Raw genomic sequence first — 17,285 nt, forward strand, 5'->3', positions numbered from 1 at the left:
AGGGAGTCCTCGTGAAGAACGCAGGAGAGCTGTCGCGGCGTCAGATCCTGGCCGCCGCCGGCTTCATCGGCCTCGCCACCCTCACCGGCTGCAGCAGCGGCGACGACGGAGGCGACTCCAAGGACCTTTCGAAGAAGCAGAACGGCGCGATGAAGGAGTACCGCGCCGGACAGCAGTTCAAGGCCACCAAGGCGCTGTCCTTCTCCATGCTGCACAACGACAACCCGGTCTACCCCCTCAAGAACAGCTGGCTGTTCTGGAAGGAGGTCACCAGGCGCACCGGGATCACCATCAAGCCCCTCGACGTCCCGCTGGCCGACTACGAGAAGAAGCGCAGCGTCCTCATCGGCGCGGGCGACGCCCCCTTCCTGATCCCCAAGACGTACCACCCCGCCGAGGTCGCCTTCGTGTCGTCGGGCGCGATCCTCCCGGTCAGCGAGTACGTGCACCTGATGCCCAACTTCCGGGCGAAGGTCAAGAAGTGGAGACTGGAGCCCGAGCTGGACTCCATCCGCCAGTCCGACGGCAAGTACTACCTGCTGCCCGGCCTGCACGAGAAGCCCAAGTCCGGCTACTCGCTGTCCTTCCGCACGGACGTCCTCGACAAGCACGGACTGACCCTGCCGAGCACGTGGGACGAGGTGTACGACGTCCTCAAGGCGCTCAAGGCGGAGTACCCCGACAAATACCCCTGGACCGACCGCTGGAGCACCAACACCCCGTTCCCGTGCGGCGCGTTGTTCAGCTATCTCGGCCAGGCGTACGGCGTCAAGGCGGGCTGGACGTACGACAACATCAGCTTCGACACCAAGGCGCGGAAGTTCGTCTTCACCGCGACCCAGGACGCCTACCGGCAGATGATCGAGTACCTGAGAAGAATCGTCGCCGAGAAGCTCCTCGACCCCGAGAGCTTCACCCAGCAGGACGACCAGGCCACGCAGAAGCTGCTGGCCGAGAAGTCCTATGTGATCAGCGCCAATCCGCAGGAGCTGGTGCAGAACTACCGCTACAACCTGGGCAAGCAGGTCAAGGGCTCGAAGATCGAGATGGTCCCGGTGCCCCTCGGCCCGGCCGGCCCGGTCCTCCTGAGCGGCATCCGGCTGGAGAACGGCGTCATGATCTCCAGCAAGGCCCTCAAGAGCGCCGACTTCGTGGCGATGATGCAGTTCGTGGACTGGCTCTGGTACTCCGACGAGGGCCAGAAGTTCTGCAAGTGGGGCGTCAAGGACGTCACGTACACCGAGTCCGGCGGCACGTACCAGCTGAAGCCGGGGATCTCACTGATGGGCTCCGACCCCGACGCCCCGAAGGACCTGCAGAAGGACTACGGCTTCTTCAACGGCGTGTTCACCTACGGCGGCAGCTGGGAGCTGGTGTCCTCCAGCTTCAGCCCGGACGAGAAGAAGTTCCAGGACGTCATGTCCCAGCGCAAGGAACTGCCCGTCGACCCGGCCCACCCGCTGCAGTCCTTCGAGCAGGAGCAGGCGACCCTCTGGGACACCCCGCTCAAGGACCACGCCATCCAGAACACCCTCCAGTTCGTGCTCGGCAAGCGCCCGATGTCCGAATGGGACGCGTTCGTCGCCGAGTTGAAGGCGAAGAACATGCAGCAGCTGGTCGACCTGCACAACAAGGCGTACGAGCGATTCAAGAAGGAGAACGGGTGATCCGCGTCCCCGCCGAGCCGTCCGGCCGGCTCTCCGACGCCTGGCGCCACTGTGTCGGCACCGGCCGCATCGAACTCGCCCTGCGCCGCGACTACCAGGACTCCCTCGCCCTGCTCCAGCGCGAGATCGGCTTCCGGTACATCCGCGGCCACGGCCTGCTCAGCGACGGCATGGGCGTCCACCGCGCCTACGAGTGGGAGGGCGCCCAGCACGTCCACCACTCCTTCACCTACGTCGACCAGGTCGTCGACGCCTACCTCGGCCTCGGCATCCGCCCCTTCCTCGAACTCGGATTCATGCCCGGCGGGCTGGCCTCCGGAGACCAGACCGTCTTCTGGTGGCGCGGCAACGTCACCCCGCCCCGCTCCCACAAGGAGTGGGCCGCCCTCGTCCGCGCCACCCTCGCCCACCTGGTGGACCGCTACGGCCTCGACGAGGTCCGCACCTGGCCGATCGAGGTGTGGAACGAGCCCAACCTGCCGGACTTCTGGCAGGGCGCCGACGAGGCCGCATACCACCGGCTGTACGAGGTCACCGCGCACGCCGTGAAAGAGGTCGACGCCGGCCTCCAGGTCGGCGGCCCGGCGATCTCGCCCGGCGCCGACGAATGGCTCGTCCGCTTCGCCGAGTTCGCCGAACACCGGGACGTGCCCGTGGACTTCGTGTCCAAGCACGCGTACACCTCGGGCCCCGCCCAGCGCGTGCCCTTCGCTTCGTACCAGACGCTGGCGCCCGCGCGGCACCTCCTGGACCAGTTCGCCACGCCGCGCGACCTCCTGAAGGACACGCGGCTCGCCGGACTCCCCGTCCACATCACCGAGTTCAACTCCTCGTACTGCCCCGACAACCCGATCCACGACACCGCCTTCAACGCCGCGTACCTGGCCCCGGTTCTCGCGGGCGGTGGCGAGCACGCCGACTCGTTCTCGTACTGGACGTTCAGCGACATGTTCGAGGAGGCCGGCGTCCCCACCGCCCTCTTCCACGGCGGCTTCGGCCTGCTCACCCACCGCCAGGTGAAGAAGCCGACGTACCACCTGTACGCCTTCATGGCGCGGATGGGGCAGGAACTGCTGGCGCGCGGCGAGGACCATCTGGTGACGCGGCACGCGGACGGCCGGGTCACCGTCCTCGCCTGGGCCCCCGTGGACGCGAGCGGGGAGACCCCCGGACCCGAGCGGCATGCCGTGCGTCTGTCGGTCCCGGTGCGCGCGGCGCAGGCGTTCGCGCGGCGGTCCACGGTGGACGAGGAGCACGGCAACGCCCGTACCGCGTGGCAACGGATGGGCAGCCCGCGTTCGCCCCGCCCGTACCAGCTCGACGTCCTGCACGAGGCCGCCGAGCCCGCCCGCAGCCACCACCGGCTCCCCGTGGAGGACGGCCGGGTCCGCCTGGACCTGACGCTCACCCGCCACGAGGTCACGCTGGTCGAGATCAGCCCCGTCGAGGAGGAAGCCCCGCCCTGGTCGGACGAGCGCCGGCTGCTCGGAAGGGAACCGCGGTGAGCGCTCCGTCGATCGCCTTCGGCGCGGGCCCCCTCTCCCGCGCCGCCGCCCTGATCCACACCGTGATCACCGTCGAGGCCCTGCTGCTCCTGGCCGCCGCACCGGGCCTGGCCGGGCTCTTCCTGCTCGACCCGGCCCCCTCCAACCTCCCCCTCGCCGCCGCCTGTCTCCTCCCGCTCGGCCCGGCACTCTCGGCCGCCCTGTACGCCCTGCACCACCGCGGCCGCGACCTCACCGAACTCCACCCCGCCCGCGTCTACGTGCGCGGCTGGCGGCTCAACGCCCTGCCCGCCCTGAAACTGTGGGCGCCGCTCCTGGCGTGGCTGACCGTCATCGCCTTCACCCTCACCCACTTCGCCGCCACCGGCCTGCCCGGCTGGTGGGCGGTGCTGCTCGCGGTGATCGGCTGCGCCGCCCTCCTCTGGGGCGCGCACGCGCTCGTCCTCACCTCCCTGTTCTCCTTCCGCGCCCGTGACACCGCCCGTCTGGCCGGGTACTTCCTGCTCCGGCACGGCCGTGCCACGCTCGCCGCGGCCTCTCTGCTCGTCCTGGCCGGCGGCCTGACCTCCCTGCTGACGGAGGCCCTGACCGCCCTGCTCGCCGCCCCGCTGCTGCTCTCCCTGCTGCACGCCGCCCGCCCGGTGATCGCCGAGACCCAGGAGGAATTCACCGCATGACCCCGAAGATCCCCTACGGCGGCGACTACAACCCCGAGCAGTGGCCGGAGGAGATGTGGGACGAGGACCACCGGCTGTTCACCGACGCGGGCATCGACACCCTCACGGTCGGCGTCTTCTCCTGGTCGCTCACTCAACCCGCCGAGGACACCTACGACTTCACCGTCCTCGACCGCGTCCTGGACCGGGCCGCCGCCGAGGGGCGAGGCGTCTGTCTCGCCACCGGTACCGCGGCGCTCCCGCCCTGGCTGGCGAAGAAGTACCCCGAGGTCAACCGGACCGACTTCGAGGGCCGTCGGCACCGCTACGGCCAGCGGCACAACTTCTGCCCCAGCTCACCCGCTTACCGCCGTCTCGCCACCGAGCTCGCAGGGCGCCTCGCCGAACGGTACGGCGACCACGAGGGGCTGCTCGCCTGGCACGTCAACAACGAGTACGGCGGCACCTGTTACTGCGACCTGTGCGCCCGGGCGTTCCGGGGCTGGCTCCGCGAACGGCACGGCACCCTGGACGCCCTCAACGACGCCTGGTGGACCACCTTCTGGTCGCACCGCTACACCGACTGGGACCAGATCGAACCGCCGAGCGCCCTCACCGAGCACTGGCGCGGCCCCGACCACACCGCCTTCCAGGGCATCACCCTCGACTACCAGCGCTTCATGACCGACGCCCTGCTCGGCTGCTTCACCGCCGAGAAGGAGGCCATCCGCGTCCACGACCAGGACACCCCCGTCACCACCAACTTCATGGGCGCCTACCGCCCGCTCGACTACCACCGCTGGGCGCCCCACCTCGACTTCGCCTCCTGGGACAGCTACCCGCCCCTCGACGCCCCGCCCACCCGTCCGGCCCTCGGCCACGACCTGATGCGCGGCCTGAAGGACGGCGCCCCCTTCTGGCTCATGGAGCAGACCCCGTCCACCACCGCCTGCCGCGACGTGAACCCCCTCCGGCGCCCCGGCGAGCTCCGCCTCGCCACCTGGCAGGCCATCGCCCACGGCGCCGACGCCGCCCTGTACTTCCAGATGCGCGCCTCACGCGGCGCCTGCGAGAAGTACCACGGCGCGGTCATCGGCCACGCGGGCCGCGACGACACCCGCGTCTTCCGCGAAGTGGCCGCGCTGGGCGGGGAGTTGGCGTTCTTCGGTGACGTCTCGCTCGGCGCCCGCACCCCGTCCCGTACGGCCCTGCTCTTCGACTGGGACAGCTGGTGGGCGCTGGAGATCTCCGACGGCCCCTCCCGACTGGTCCGCTACCAGGACGTGCTGCACACCTACTACCGGGCCGCCCGCGAGGCCGGCGCCGACGTGGACGTCGTCCCGGTCACCGTCGACCTCACCCCGTACGACGTGGTCCTCGCCCCCGTACTCCACCTGGTCAAGGGCGACCTCGCAGGGCGCCTGGAGGCGGTCGCCCGGCGCGGCGGCAGCGTGCTCGCCACCTTCCTGTCCGCCCGCTCCGACGAGCACGACCGCGCCTTCCTGACCGATGTGCCCGGACCGCTCGCCCCGCTCCTCGGCATTCGGGTCGACGAGTGGGACGCCCGACCGGAGGACGTCGTACAGCCCGTGCACATGGGGGAGTTCACGACCACGGCCCGGCTCGTCTTCGAGATCGTCCAGCCGCGCGGCGCCGAGCCGGTCGGCACGTACGGCGCGGACTTCTACGCGGGCACCCCGGCCGTCACCCGGAACGCCTTCGGCGCGGGGGAGGGCTGGTACGTGGCCACCGCTCTCGACCAGCCCGGCGTCGACCACGTCGTACGGCGGGTGCTCGCGAGGCACGACCTGATCGGCCCGTACGCCGACCACACCGCCGTGGAGACCGCGACCCGCGTCGCCCCCGACGGCACCCGGCTGCTGTTCCTCCTCAACCACGCGGCCGCCCCGGCCCACCTGACCGCCCACACCACCGCCACCGACCTGCTCACCGGCAAACGGGTCGAGCGGGGCGAGCCCTTGTCCCTCGATCCGCTGGGGGTGGCGGTCCTGCGCATCGAGTAGACCGCCGCACCGGCCCGGTCAGCCGATCGTGACGACACGTGCCCAGGCCGGCGGCGTGTCGGGGACGTAGTCGGGGTTCCGCTCGTTCACCCGGGCGGGACGGGGGAAGAGGCCGACGACGGTACGGCAGGGCGGCGGTGCGGAGGGCCACGGCGTCTGGCCGTCCGTCAGGGCGACGATCACGTCCGGGCGGGGTCGCGAGCGGAGGGCACGGTCGAAACCGGAGCGCAGATCCGTGCCCCCGCCGCCGATCAGTGCGATGTCCTCGGCGCGGCAGAGCGGGGCGGCGACCCCGGCCGCCGCGTCGCAGGAGATCACCGAGACCAGATCGCGGCGCCCGCCCACCGCCCGCGCGATCGCCGCCACCTCCAGCAGCGCGCTGCCCAGCTCCGCGTCGCTCACCGACCCGGAGGTGTCGATCACGACGCAGACCCGGGGCGGAATACGGCGCAGACTCGGCAGCAGCACCCCGGGGACGGCGGCCGAGCGCCGGGACGGACGCCGATAACTGTGGTCCTCGCCCACCCCCGGCGCACTCGCCGCGGACCGTACCGCCGCCCCCAGCAACTGCCGCCACGGCTGCGGCGGATGAAAGGCCTCGTCCGCCCATCGCCGCCACCCGTCCGGGGCATCGCCCGGCCGTCCCTTGATCCCCTCGGCGACCCGGAAGCGCACCGCGTCCCGCTGCTGCCCGGTCAGCCCGTGGGCCCCGTCGGGGCCCAGCTCCCACGGCCGCTCCTGCCCGTCGGCCCCGCTGCCGCAGTCCAGCCAGGCCAGGTCGGAGGCGAGCCCGGACAGCGACGCCCTGCGCAGGTACTCCTCCATCAGCAGCCCGTCGGGCAGCCCCAGCAGCGACGGAAGCAGCACCCCGGCGGGCCGGGGCAGACCGTCGCCGTAGATGTCGTCATTGATCTCGAAGTCGGCGGCGATGTTCCGCCGCAGGCGCTCGCCCGGCCCGTGCTCCTCGTTCTCGCGCGCGTAGCGCTCGCCCCGCGCGTGGTGGTCCCGGAGCAGATGGGAGACCTCGTGCACCCAGACGCCCGCCAGCTCCTCCACCGGGGTCCGTGCCACGAAGCCGGGGGAGACGTAACAGCGCCAGTGGGCGTCCACCGCCATCGTGGGCACGGACCGGTCCTCCACCACGTGCAGCGCGAACAGCGCGTCGGCGAGGTACGGGCGCACCTTGACCGCGTGCAGCCGGGCGGCCAGCAACTTCTCCATGTCCAGCGGGAGCCGGGGGCCGCCGTCCGGCCCGCCCGCGCCGGCCGGCGGCGTCGGCAGCGTGGCCCGCACCGGGCGCGGCGGCGGAGGCGGGGACATCGGCCGCGGCAACGGCCGCGTCACGGATCCCGTCATCGGCGGGCACCCACGCCGGCCTCGGCCCGCTCCACCGACCGGTCCGCGCGGTCGGCGATCCCGACGACCGCGGCCAGCCGTTCCACCGCCTCCGGAACCTCCCAGTCGTCGCGCCGCAGCGAGGCCAGCGCCTTGGCCGGGGCGACCAGCAGGTCCGGGGCGCCGGTCTCCAGCGCACGGACCAGCACCGCCCAGCCCGCCTCCCACCGGTCCCGCTCCGGCCGCGCCCCGACGGCGGCCACCACCGCCTCCAGCGCGGCCTGACGCAGATCGCCCCGCACCGGCAGCTCGGCGGAGGCAGGGTCGGACAGCAGCGACTCCGGGTCCGGCAGGTCCATCCGGTCGAGATGGGCGAGGAGTTCGAGCCCCGGTCCGTCTCCCACCGCGCCCCGCACCAGCAGCGCCAGCACCTCACGGGAGACGGCGGCCGCGGTGCCGAACGCCAGCAGGGTCAACGCGGTCTCCCAGCTCCGGGGCGAGGGCCAGGCTCCGCCGCGCCGAGTCTCGGTGCTCGGCAGCCGGTGGATCAGCGTCGGTCGGGCCTTCAGGAAGCCGCAGACCACGCGCCGGGCGAAGGCCACCGCCTCCGGCAACCGCTCCGGCCGGAGGCGGGGCAGCTCGGCCCGGGGCCAGACCCCGCCCAGCCCGCGCACCACCACGTCCTGGTCGTGCACCCAGTACAGGTGCACGAACCGGTTGGCCAGCGGCGGGCTCAGTTCCCATCCGTCCGCCGCCGACGCACGCGGATTGGCGGCGGCTACGATCCGTACCCCCGGCGGCAGTTGCAGGGCACCGACCCTCCTCTCCAGCACGACCCGGAGCAGCGCGGCCTGCACGGCCGGCGTGGCGGTGGAGAGTTCGTCCAGGAAGAGCAGCCCCCGCCCCGCCCGGACGAGCTCCACGGCCCACTGCGGCGGTGCCATCGGCACGCCCCGTACCGCCGGGTCGTCGCCCACGATGGGCAGTCCGGAGAAGTCCGTCGGCTCGTGGACGCTCGCGATCACGGTCGTCAGCGGCAGGTCGAGGGAGGCGGCGAGCTGCGTCAGCGCCGCCGTCTTGCCGATGCCCGGCTCACCCCAGAGCAGCACGGGCAGGTCCGCCGCGACGGCCAGGGTGAGCGCTTCGAGCTGGTCGTCGGGGCGCGGTTCGGTGGTGGTGGCCCGAAGAAGTGTCAGGAGATCGTCGGAGAGGGCGAGTTGAGTGCGAGAAGTCATGGCGTATCACCTGGGTGGCATAAGGGGGACGGGCAGCCCGGCCCGGATGGCGTGGAAGCGTGAGGTGAGAGGTTCGCGCGAGCCCCTGCGGACGCGGTCAGCAGGCCAGACCCGTACGGGGTCGGCCCCGGCTGCTCCGCTTGAGGCGCATCGCGTGAGGCATACGGCGGTCGATCCGGGGACGGTGGCCCGGCTCCGTCCGCCCCACGCCCGCCGCGTCACCGCGCGCTGCCTCACCGGCGGCCGGGTGCGTGATGACCAACCCCGAACGGAAGAGTCCTTGCTCGATACGGCGGGCCGCGGCCGCCTCCAGTTCCTCCCGCAGCGGCCCGTCGCGCAGGACCGCGGCCGGACCGAGCAGCCCTTCGACCACGGCCAGCGCCCCGGCGACGTCACCGTGGCCGAGCCGCTCCCGGACCGCCGGAAGTGCCTCCGGGTTGCGGTGCGCCGCGTCGATCGCCCGCAGGCAGGGCAGCCCCGGACCGCCGAGCGCCACCAGAAGCTCCTCCCGGCGCAGTTGGGCCGGGTCGTGGTCGATCGCGGTGAGCACCCCGTCCCGCAGCGCGATCCGATGGACCTCGCCGCGGCACTCCACCCGGTGCGGATCACCCGGCGCGGCGGCGTGTGCCGGACCATGGGCCGCCACCGAGCCGTACGCCGTCAACGCGGCGGCGACGAGCGGATGCAGTCGATCGGCCGCGACCAGCCCGGCTCGCACCAGCTCCAGATCAGGAAGGACCCGGGCCGCCGCCTCCGGCAGCACCGGAAGCGCGGCGACCTCCTGCGGCGGCAACGCCTCCCGCACCGGCCGGAACGTCGGGACGTGGCTGTCGTCGGGGGCGACGAGTTCGAGCACGGCACGGCTGCGCGCACCGAGCCGCACGGTGAAGGCCCCGCGAGGCCGGCCCTCGGCCTCCAACAGCACCTCCGCCTCGGCGGCCCAACGTGCCACCGCCCACGAGGAGTCGGAGCCCGCGTCGCACCGGCGCGCCAACTCGCCGCTCCGCCCGGCGTCCCACAGGTGCCGGTGCAGATCGAGCCGGAAACGCCGGTCGGGATGGGGGTGGGGATGGTGCCCGGGGTGACCGGGGACGCTGTGCCCGGACTCCTGCCACAAGGACAGGGACATCCGTTGTCCGGCGTCCGCCCAGGCCGGGGGTGTCCGTACCACCAGCTGCAGCGGACCGGCACCGGGACGTCGGTAACGGGCCAGGGAGAGGGTGAGACCGGGCCGGAGCCGCCCGTCGGGGGCGATCCGGGGCATGTGCCAGCGGAGCAGATCGGGTGCCAGCCGGCGCAGGTCCGCACGGAGTCGGGTGGCGATATCGGTGCCGTGGCGGTCGCGCACGGCGCGCAGATCGAGATCGACGTCGATCCGGGCGGCGGCGCAGGCCCCCGCCCAGTCACCGGCCGCACGCCGCGCGGTCGCGGTCTCGATCATGGACAGTGGCACGGCGTACTCACGCACGCGCTGCCACATCAACAGGCGGGTCGGAATCGCGTTCGCGAGGTGATGTGCCATCAGCACTCACCTTGCGTGGACGATTCCCCCAATCCGAGCGAGGAGAAGTTCATCATCGGCGGCATCATAAGCACCACGATCAGAATCTGTCAGCACGGTTTCCGTCGGACTCAGTGGATGTGCCGCCCCCGCGCGTCGGGCACCCCCGACTTCCGGAAGAAGTAGCTGTTGATCTGATCGCGCCACTCGCGGGCGCAGCGGAGCTGTTCCTCGTAGCGCTCGGCCACCCGCTCGTGGCGCGCCGGCGCCACGAGGTCCGCGAGCGAGTCCCACACCCGCCGGGCCTCCTCCACCTCGGCCACACCGGCGAAGTGCGTGTCGTAGATGTGCTGGATCACGGTCGTGCCGCTGTGCAGGACGTGCCCGTACGGCACGTGGTGGAAGAACAGCAGCAGCTCGTCGGGGCAGGTCCGCACGGACTCGTACAGTTCGGCCCACGGTTTGGCGTACTGCGCCGCGTACCCGGTGCCGGTGGCCGCGGTGCGGTCGACGCCGATGCCGTCGCGGTCGGCGAAGTGGTAGGTGCCCCAGGGGCTGTACTCGTAGCCGTCGACGCTCGGCCCGTAGTGGTGGCCGGGCTGCACCATGAAGCCGACGCCGAGCGGCGCGGTGTACTTCTCGTACGTCCGCCACGAGCCGTGGAGAACGGCGCGCAGCCCCTCCCGCAGCCGTCCGGGGTCGGCGCTCGCCCCGGCCGGGAAGGTGAGCCGGATCCACTCGTCGAGCAGGTCGTGCGGGTCGGTGTCCGGCCGCCAGCCGAGCCGGCCGACGGTGTACAGGTTGGCCTGGGCGAGGGGGTGCCCGGTCCAGAAGGGGTCGTCGCCCACGTTGGACACGGCGACCAGACCGCCGGCCAGGTCACCCACACCGGGCCCGCCGTCCTCACCGTCGGGCCGGAACCGCAGTACCTCGCTCCACATCGGCCCGAGCCAGCACACGTGCCGCTGCTGCCCGGTGTACTCCTGCGTGGCCTGCACCTCCAGTGCGAGCCGGGTGCGGGGCAGGGCCCCGAGCACGGGTGAGACCGGCTCGCGCGCCTGGAAGTCCACGGGCCCGTGCTTGACCTGGAGTACGGCGTTCTCCGCGAACTCGCCGTCCAAGGGGGCGAAATGGTCGTAGGCCGCACGTGCCCGGTCCGTCGACCGGTCCCGCCAGTCCTGCCGGTGGTTGTAGACGAAGGCCCGCCAGCGGACGGTGCCGCCGTGCGGGGCGAGCGCCGCGGCGAGCATGTTGGCGCCGTCGGCGTGCGTGCGGCCGTAGGTGAACGGGCCCGGCTGGCCCTCCGAGTCGGCCTTCACCACGAACCCGCCGAAGTCCCCGATCACCTCGTACACCCGTGCGGCCGTGGCCGCCCACCACCGGCGCACGCCCTCGTCCAGCGGGTCGGCCGTGGGCAGTCCGCCGAGCACGACGGGCGCGGCGAAGGTGACCGACAGATGCGTCCGGATGCCGTACGGCCGCAGCGCGTCGGCGAGGGCGGCGACCTCGCCGATCCGGTCGGTGAGCAGCCGCGCCTCGGTGGCGTGCACGTTGACGTTGTTGACGGTCACGGCGTTGATCCCGCAGGCCGCGAGCAGCCTGCCGTACGCGCGTACCCGCTCGGTCTCCCCGCGGGCCTCGCCGTCCCGCCAGAACAGCGACCCGCCGGCGTACCCGCGCTCGACCTGACCCATCACCGGGTGCACGGCCACGTTGTCCCAGTGGTCCAGCGCCCGCAGCGCCACCGCCGGCCGGTGCGTCTCGAGCGGCCGCTCGGAGCCGAACGCGTCCTCGCCCAGCCGCACGACGTGGAACAGCCCGTACAGCAGCCCCCGCCCACCGGCCGCCGTGACGGTGGTCGTCCCGTCGCGGCGCACGCAGGTGAATCCCTCGTCGCCGAGGTCCGGTGCGTCGGTCACGTCCAGCACCAGGTCGTACGGGGCGGCGGCCCGCGCGTCGCGCACCACCTCGCCCCCGAACCGGGCGCAGGCGGCGGCCACCTCGCCGTGCGCGGTGTCCACGAGCGGCCCATGGCCACGGACCAGCGTCCGACGGCGGCCGAGGGGCCGGAAGACCTCCGGAGGCAACCACGCGGGATCGACGCCTTCGGGCAGGACGGGCGGCGGCTCGGGACGCGACACGGTACCCCCTCGGCGACGACCCGACCATTGTGGGACAGGGGACACGGGCGGGTCTCGGGTGACGCGGGGGAATGGCCGAATAAGATCGCCAGAAAACCCTTTCCCGTTATTTCCACGAGGTCTCAACGGTCTCAACTCGGAAAAGACCGGTGGTCAACCTTGCATTCGATCTTGCTCAGTCGACGGGAAGTGGACTATACCTGTCGGCACTTCCACATGATGAGCACTTCCCGCACGACCCTGCTTGACCTGACCGCGGTGCCCGGGAGGATCCGGTTCACCGCCTGAGTCCTGGAGAAGGCGAGGACTTGAGCATGGGATCCACTTCCGCAGAGCACCACGGTTCCGAAGGCGTCGGCCGACGCGATCTGATCAAGCGGTCCGCCGCGCTCGGCCTGGTCACCATTCCCACCATGGGCTTCCTCGCCGCGTGTGCCAGCGGCGGCGGGGGAGACGAGTCGAACGACAACACCTCCAAGGGCAAGACCACCAAGGACAACCCGTTCGGCGCGGAGAAGGGCAGCAAACTCGACGTCGTCGTCTTCAAGGGCGGGTACGGCGACGACTACGCCAAGGCGTGGGAGGCCGACTTCAACAAGAAGCTGGGCATCACCTCCAGCCACACCGGCACACAGGAGATCACCGGCAAACTCCAGCCACGCTTCAACGCCGGAACCCCGCCGGACATCGTCGACGACTCCGGCGCCCAGCAGATCAAGGTCGACGTGCTCAACAAGAACGGCCAGCTCCTCGATCTCGCCGTGGTCCTGGACGCGCCGTCCGTGGACGACCCCGCCAAGAAGGTCCGCGACACCCTGATCCCCGGCACGCTCGACCCGGGCACGTTCGAGGGCAAGGTCGTCGCCCTCAACTACATCTACACGGTCTGGGGCCTGTGGTACTCGGGCAAGCTCTTCAAGGAGAAGGGCTGGGAGGAGCCCAAGACCTGGGCCGACTTCCTCGCCGTCTGCCAGGACGCCAAGAAGCAGGGCATCGGCGGCCTCGCCCACCAGGGCAAATACCCGTACTACATCAACGTCGCCATCATGGACATGATCGCCAAGAAGGGCGGTCTCGACGCCATGAAGGCGATCGACAACCTCGACCCCAAGGCGTTCGTCGGCTCCGCCGCGGCGCAGGCCGGCGTCGAGGCGATCTACGAGGTCGTCGAGAAGGGCCTGCTGATGCCCGGCACGAACGGCCTCACCCACACCGAGTCGCAGACCCGCTGGAACCAGTACAAGGCCGCGTTCATCACCTGTGGCTCCTGGCTGGAGAACGAACAGCTGAAGCAGACGCCGACCGACTTCGACATGAAGTTCATGCCGATGCCGCTGCTGCCCGACAGCAAGCTGCCCTTCGAGGCGATCCGGGCCGGCGCCGGCGAGCCCTTCATCATCCCGGCCAAGGCCAAGAACCTCGCCGGCGCCCAGGAGTTCATGCGCAGGATGCTCTCCAAGGAGTGGTCGACGCAGTTCGCCAAGGCGGCCAACTCGCTGACCATCCTCAAGGACGGCGTCGACCCGAGCGTCCAGCTCCGCCCGGGAACCCAGTCCACCGTCGAGGCGACCAAGGCAGCGGGCGACAACACCTTCCGCTACATGTACGTCGACTGGTACAGCGAGATGGGTGCCGCCCTCGAGGCCGCGTCCAACGAGCTGATGGCCAAGCGCATCCAGCCGAAGGAGTGGCTCAAGCGAGCCCAGGCCGCGGTCGACAAGCAGGCCAAGGACCCGGCGTCGAAGAAGAACCACCGGGACTGACCGCATGTCGTCCCCCGGGCCGGAACACCCCCGGCCCGGTGGCGACACCCAGGGGCAGGAATCGCCAATGCGCAAAGGGCAGTACAGGTTCATCGCGGGGTTTCTGTTCATCCCCGTGGCGCTCTATCTGATCTTCGTCATCTGGCCTTACATCCAGACCTTCGGCTATTCGCTGACCGACTGGAAGGGGCAGTCGCAGACTTTCAATTTCGTCGGTCTCGACAACTACAAGGCGCTGTTCCAGGACGACGTCTTCCTGCAGGCCATCTGGCACAACATCCAGTTCCTGGTGTTCATCCCGGTGATCACCATTCTGCTCGCGCTGTTCTTCGCCTTCATGGTGAACGTGGGCGGCCGCGGCCACGCCGGCGGAGTCAGCGGGGTCGCCGGGTCCGGGTTCTACAAGATCGTCTACTTCTTCCCGCAGGTGCTGTCGCTCGCGATCGTCGCGGTGCTGTTCAACGCGGTGTACCGCAGCGACGGCGGCGGCATGCTCAACGGCCTCCTCATCAAGCTCGGGCTGGTCGACGCGGACAACCCCGTGGAATGGCTGAACGAGCCGGGGTTCGTGCGCTGGGCGCTGATCCTGGTCGTCGTCTGGCACGGCGTCGGCTTCTACCTCGTGCTGTTCTCCGCCGCCATGCAGTCCATCCCGAAGGACATCTACGAGGCCGCCCTCATCGACGGCGCGGGCCGCTCCCAGTCCTTCCTCCGCATCACACTGCCCCTGCTGTGGGACAGCGTGCAGACCGCCTGGGTGTACCTGGGCATCGTGGCGATGGACATGTTCGTGCTGGTCGCCTCCATGACCCAGAACATGGGCGCCTACGGCGGCGGCCCCGACCACGCCAGTGACGTCATGTCGTCCGTGATGATGCGCAACTTCCTCTACTTCGGAAAGAGCGGCTACGCCTGCGCCATGGGTGTGGTCATGTTGCTGCTCACCCTCGTCCTGTCCGTGGTCACGCTGCGCGTCACCCGCCGCGAGCGCGTCGAGTTCTGAGCGGGAGAGAGACGACGATGAGCGCACCCATCAAGGAACCCGCGGCCGTCCCCGTCGAACGGCCCGTGGCCAAGACCCCGCCCCGCTCCGGCGACCGGCGCGGCGAGGGCCTCGTACTGAACGTCTTCTCGCACGGCTTCCTCGCCCTGTGGGCCCTGCTGATCGTGCTGCCCCTGCTGTGGCTGGTGCTCAGCTCCTTCAAGACCGACGCGCAGATCGGAGGTTCGGCCTTCGGGTGGCCGCAGAACTGGTCCCTCGACGTGTTCTCCCGGGCCTGGTCCAAGGGCATCGGGGACTACTTCCTCAACACGGTCGTCGTGCTGGTGTTCTCGGTGCCGCTGACGATGCTGTTCGGGTCGATGGCTGCGTACGTCCTGGCGCGTTACCAGTTCTGGGGCAACCGGTTCCTGTACTACTTCTTCGTCGCGGGCGCGATGTTCCCGGTGTTCCTGGCGCTGGTGCCGCTGTTCTTCATGGTCAAGCGGCTCGACATGCTGAACACCTTCCAGGGTCTGATCCTGGTCTACGTCGCGTACTCGATGCCGTTCACGGTGTTCTTCATGCACGCCTTCTTCCGGACCCTGCCCACGGCGGTCTTCGAGGCGGCCATCCTGGACGGCGCTTCGCATGCGCGAACGTTCTTCCAGGTGATGCTGCCGATGGCGAAGCCGGGTCTGGTCAGCGTCGGCATCTTCAACACCCTGGGCCAGTGGAACCAGTTCATCCTGCCGACGGTCCTCATGCAGCCGCAGACCGGCGACGATCCGGAGCGCTATGTCCTCACCCAGGGCCTCATCCAGCTCCAGCAGCAGATGGGGTACGCCTCCGACCTGCCGGTCCTCTTCGCGGGCGTGACCATCGCGATGATCCCGATGCTGGTCGTGTACCTGTCCTTCCAGCGGCAGGTGCAGGCGGGCCTGACCTCGGCCACGCTCAAGTAGGCCGCGCCGGTAGCCCTCCGCAGCCGTCCGTACGCACGCCGTCCCCGCCCGGGGGCGGCGTGCGCCGCTGTGTGCGAGCACCTGGAAATCGTTCAACCTCTTGACGTGAGGCGACCCGAACGGCTCAGCTTAGAGTTCACTAGTTGGACATAGGCGGGGCCTCATCGCTGCGGTCCCGCGCGCAGGAGGTCGTCGTGGAGACTCCGGGGTCGCAGTCATCGCTGCACCGAGCCAACCTGGAGCGTGTCGTACGAGCCGTGCGGCTGGCCGGGTCCCTCACGCAGGCCGAGATCGCCAGGACGACGGGACTTTCCGCCGCGACCGTCTCCAATATCGTCCGGGAGTTGAAGGACGGCGGAACGGTCGAGGTCACGCCCACCTCGGCGGGCGGCCGTCGGGCCCGCGCCGTGTCCCTGAGCGGTGACGCCGGCATCGTCATAGGGGTCGACTTCGGGCACACCCATTTGCGCGTCGCGGTCGGGAACCTCGCCCACCAGGTGCTGGCCGAGGAGTCCGAGCCGCTCGACGTGGACGCCTCCGCGACCCAGGGCTTCGACCGGGCGGAAGAGCTGGTCAACCGCCTGATCGCGGCAACCGGGGTGGACGAGTCCAAGATCGCCGGTGTGGGTCTGGGCGTCCCCGGCCCCATCGACGGCGAGTCCGGGACCCTGGGCTCGACCGCCATCCTGCCCGGCTGGACCGGCAGCAAGCCGGCCGAGGAGATGCGCGGGCGGCTCGGCGTGCCCGTCCACGTGGACAACGACGCCAACCTCGGCGCCCTCGGTGAGCTGGTCTGGGGCAGCGGCAGGGGCGTTCGTGATCTTGCTTACATCAAGGTCTCCAGCGGTGTCGGCGCCGGCCTGGTGATCGACGGGAAGATCTACCGCGGCCCGGGTGGCACCGCAGGGGAAATCGGACATATTACTCTGGATGAGTCCGGTCCTGTCTGCCGCTGCGGCAACCGGGGCTGCCTGGAGACCTTCGCGGCCGCGCGCTATGTGCTGCCGCTCCTCCAGCCCAGCCACGGGCCCGACCTGACCATGGAGGGCATGGTGCGGCTGGCCAGGGACGGAGACCCGGGCTGCCGTCGGGTGATCGCCGACGTCGGCCGACACATCGGCAGCGGAGTGGCGAACCTTTGTAATCTGTTGAACCCGAGCCGAGTCGTTCTTGGCGGTGATCTCGCCGAGGCCGGCGAGCTCGTCCTCGGTCCGATCAGGGAGTCCGTCGGCCGCTACGCGATCCCCAGCGCCGCGCGCCAACTCTCCGTTCTCCCGGGGGCACTTGGTGGTCGCGCGGAGGTGCTCGGAGCGCTCGCCCTCGCCCTGAGCGAGATGGGCGATTCGACCCTTCTGGACGGTGCGCTGACCGCGGCCACGCCCGCCTTCACCTAGAGAACGAATAACGCCGTTGCCATCTCGTTAAGTATTTACTTCTTGACGTCGCACGTGTGGCCGAGTTGACTTCCAGCCACCTCGGCCGCAGCGCTGCGGCCCTGTCAGGGAGGTACAGCC

The 17,285-nt window shown here is 70.6% G+C and carries 12 protein-coding genes; 8 read left to right on the top strand and 4 right to left on the bottom strand.

What is annotated here, in order from left to right; genetic code table 11:
- The first annotated feature begins 11 nt into the window (after positions 1-11).
- Genes ACGFNV_RS18630 through ACGFNV_RS18645 form a run of 4 tightly spaced genes read left to right on the top strand, consistent with a single transcriptional unit; the run spans position 12 to position 5,852 of the window.
- Complete coding sequence (locus ACGFNV_RS18630; RefSeq protein ID WP_393623729.1) at positions 12-1,667, top strand: extracellular solute-binding protein; 1,656 nt, start codon at positions 12-14, stop codon at positions 1,665-1,667.
- A complete protein-coding gene (locus ACGFNV_RS18635; RefSeq protein WP_393623731.1) occupies positions 1,664-3,172 on the top strand; it encodes a xylan 1,4-beta-xylosidase in 1,509 nt (502 codons plus the stop codon). The genes ACGFNV_RS18630 and ACGFNV_RS18635 overlap by 4 nt, the downstream gene beginning before the upstream one ends.
- Positions 3,169-3,849 (top strand): hypothetical protein, encoded by a 681-nt coding sequence (locus ACGFNV_RS18640; RefSeq protein WP_393623732.1) that lies wholly within the window; start codon positions 3,169-3,171, stop codon positions 3,847-3,849. The genes ACGFNV_RS18635 and ACGFNV_RS18640 overlap by 4 nt, the downstream gene beginning before the upstream one ends.
- The gene (locus tag ACGFNV_RS18645; RefSeq protein WP_393623734.1) at positions 3,846-5,852 is read left to right on the top strand and encodes a beta-galactosidase; all 2,007 of its coding nucleotides are present in this window, start codon (positions 3,846-3,848) and stop codon (positions 5,850-5,852) included. The genes ACGFNV_RS18640 and ACGFNV_RS18645 overlap by 4 nt, the downstream gene beginning before the upstream one ends.
- 18 nt (positions 5,853-5,870) lie before the next feature.
- Here the strand turns inward: ACGFNV_RS18645 and ACGFNV_RS18650 are convergent, their stop codons facing one another.
- The 4 genes from ACGFNV_RS18650 to ACGFNV_RS18665 all read right to left on the bottom strand — a co-directional run bounded on the left by ACGFNV_RS18650 (position 5,871) and on the right by ACGFNV_RS18665 (position 12,064).
- Entirely contained in the window at positions 5,871-7,073 is a 1,203-nt protein-coding gene (locus ACGFNV_RS18650) for a VWA-like domain-containing protein (RefSeq protein ID WP_393624068.1), read from the bottom strand.
- A gap of 131 nt (positions 7,074-7,204) precedes the next feature.
- Positions 7,205-8,422, bottom strand: coding sequence for an AAA family ATPase (locus ACGFNV_RS18655; RefSeq protein WP_393623736.1), 1,218 nt, complete (start codon positions 8,420-8,422; stop codon positions 7,205-7,207).
- A 97-nt stretch (positions 8,423-8,519) separates the two neighbouring features.
- The gene (locus ACGFNV_RS18660) at positions 8,520-9,944 is read right to left on the bottom strand and encodes a hypothetical protein (RefSeq protein WP_393623737.1); all 1,425 of its coding nucleotides are present in this window, start codon (positions 9,942-9,944) and stop codon (positions 8,520-8,522) included.
- 110 nt (positions 9,945-10,054) lie between these two features.
- Complete coding sequence (locus ACGFNV_RS18665) at positions 10,055-12,064, bottom strand: alpha-glucuronidase (RefSeq protein WP_393623739.1); 2,010 nt, start codon at positions 12,062-12,064, stop codon at positions 10,055-10,057.
- Between the two features lie 314 nt (positions 12,065-12,378).
- Here ACGFNV_RS18665 and ngcE point away from each other — a divergent pair, with 314 nt between their 5' ends.
- The 4 genes from ngcE to ACGFNV_RS18685 all read left to right on the top strand — a co-directional run bounded on the left by ngcE (position 12,379) and on the right by ACGFNV_RS18685 (position 17,165).
- A complete protein-coding gene (gene ngcE, locus ACGFNV_RS18670; RefSeq protein WP_393623741.1) occupies positions 12,379-13,827 on the top strand; it encodes an N-acetylglucosamine/diacetylchitobiose ABC transporter substrate-binding protein in 1,449 nt (482 codons plus the stop codon).
- A gap of 67 nt (positions 13,828-13,894) precedes the next feature.
- Positions 13,895-14,830, top strand: coding sequence for a carbohydrate ABC transporter permease (locus tag ACGFNV_RS18675; protein WP_393623743.1), 936 nt, complete (start codon positions 13,895-13,897; stop codon positions 14,828-14,830).
- A gap of 17 nt (positions 14,831-14,847) precedes the next feature.
- On the top strand, positions 14,848-15,771 hold the full coding sequence (locus ACGFNV_RS18680; protein ID WP_393623744.1) for a carbohydrate ABC transporter permease: 924 nt from the start codon (positions 14,848-14,850) through the stop codon (positions 15,769-15,771).
- Positions 15,772-15,965: 194 nt separating this feature from the next.
- On the top strand, positions 15,966-17,165 hold the full coding sequence (locus tag ACGFNV_RS18685) for an ROK family transcriptional regulator (RefSeq protein ID WP_393623746.1): 1,200 nt from the start codon (positions 15,966-15,968) through the stop codon (positions 17,163-17,165).
- Positions 17,166-17,285: the final 120 nt, after the last annotated feature.

The sequence above is a fragment of the Streptomyces sp. NPDC048751 genome (assembly GCF_043198595.1).
Lineage (GTDB): Bacteria > Actinomycetota > Actinomycetes > Streptomycetales > Streptomycetaceae > Streptomyces.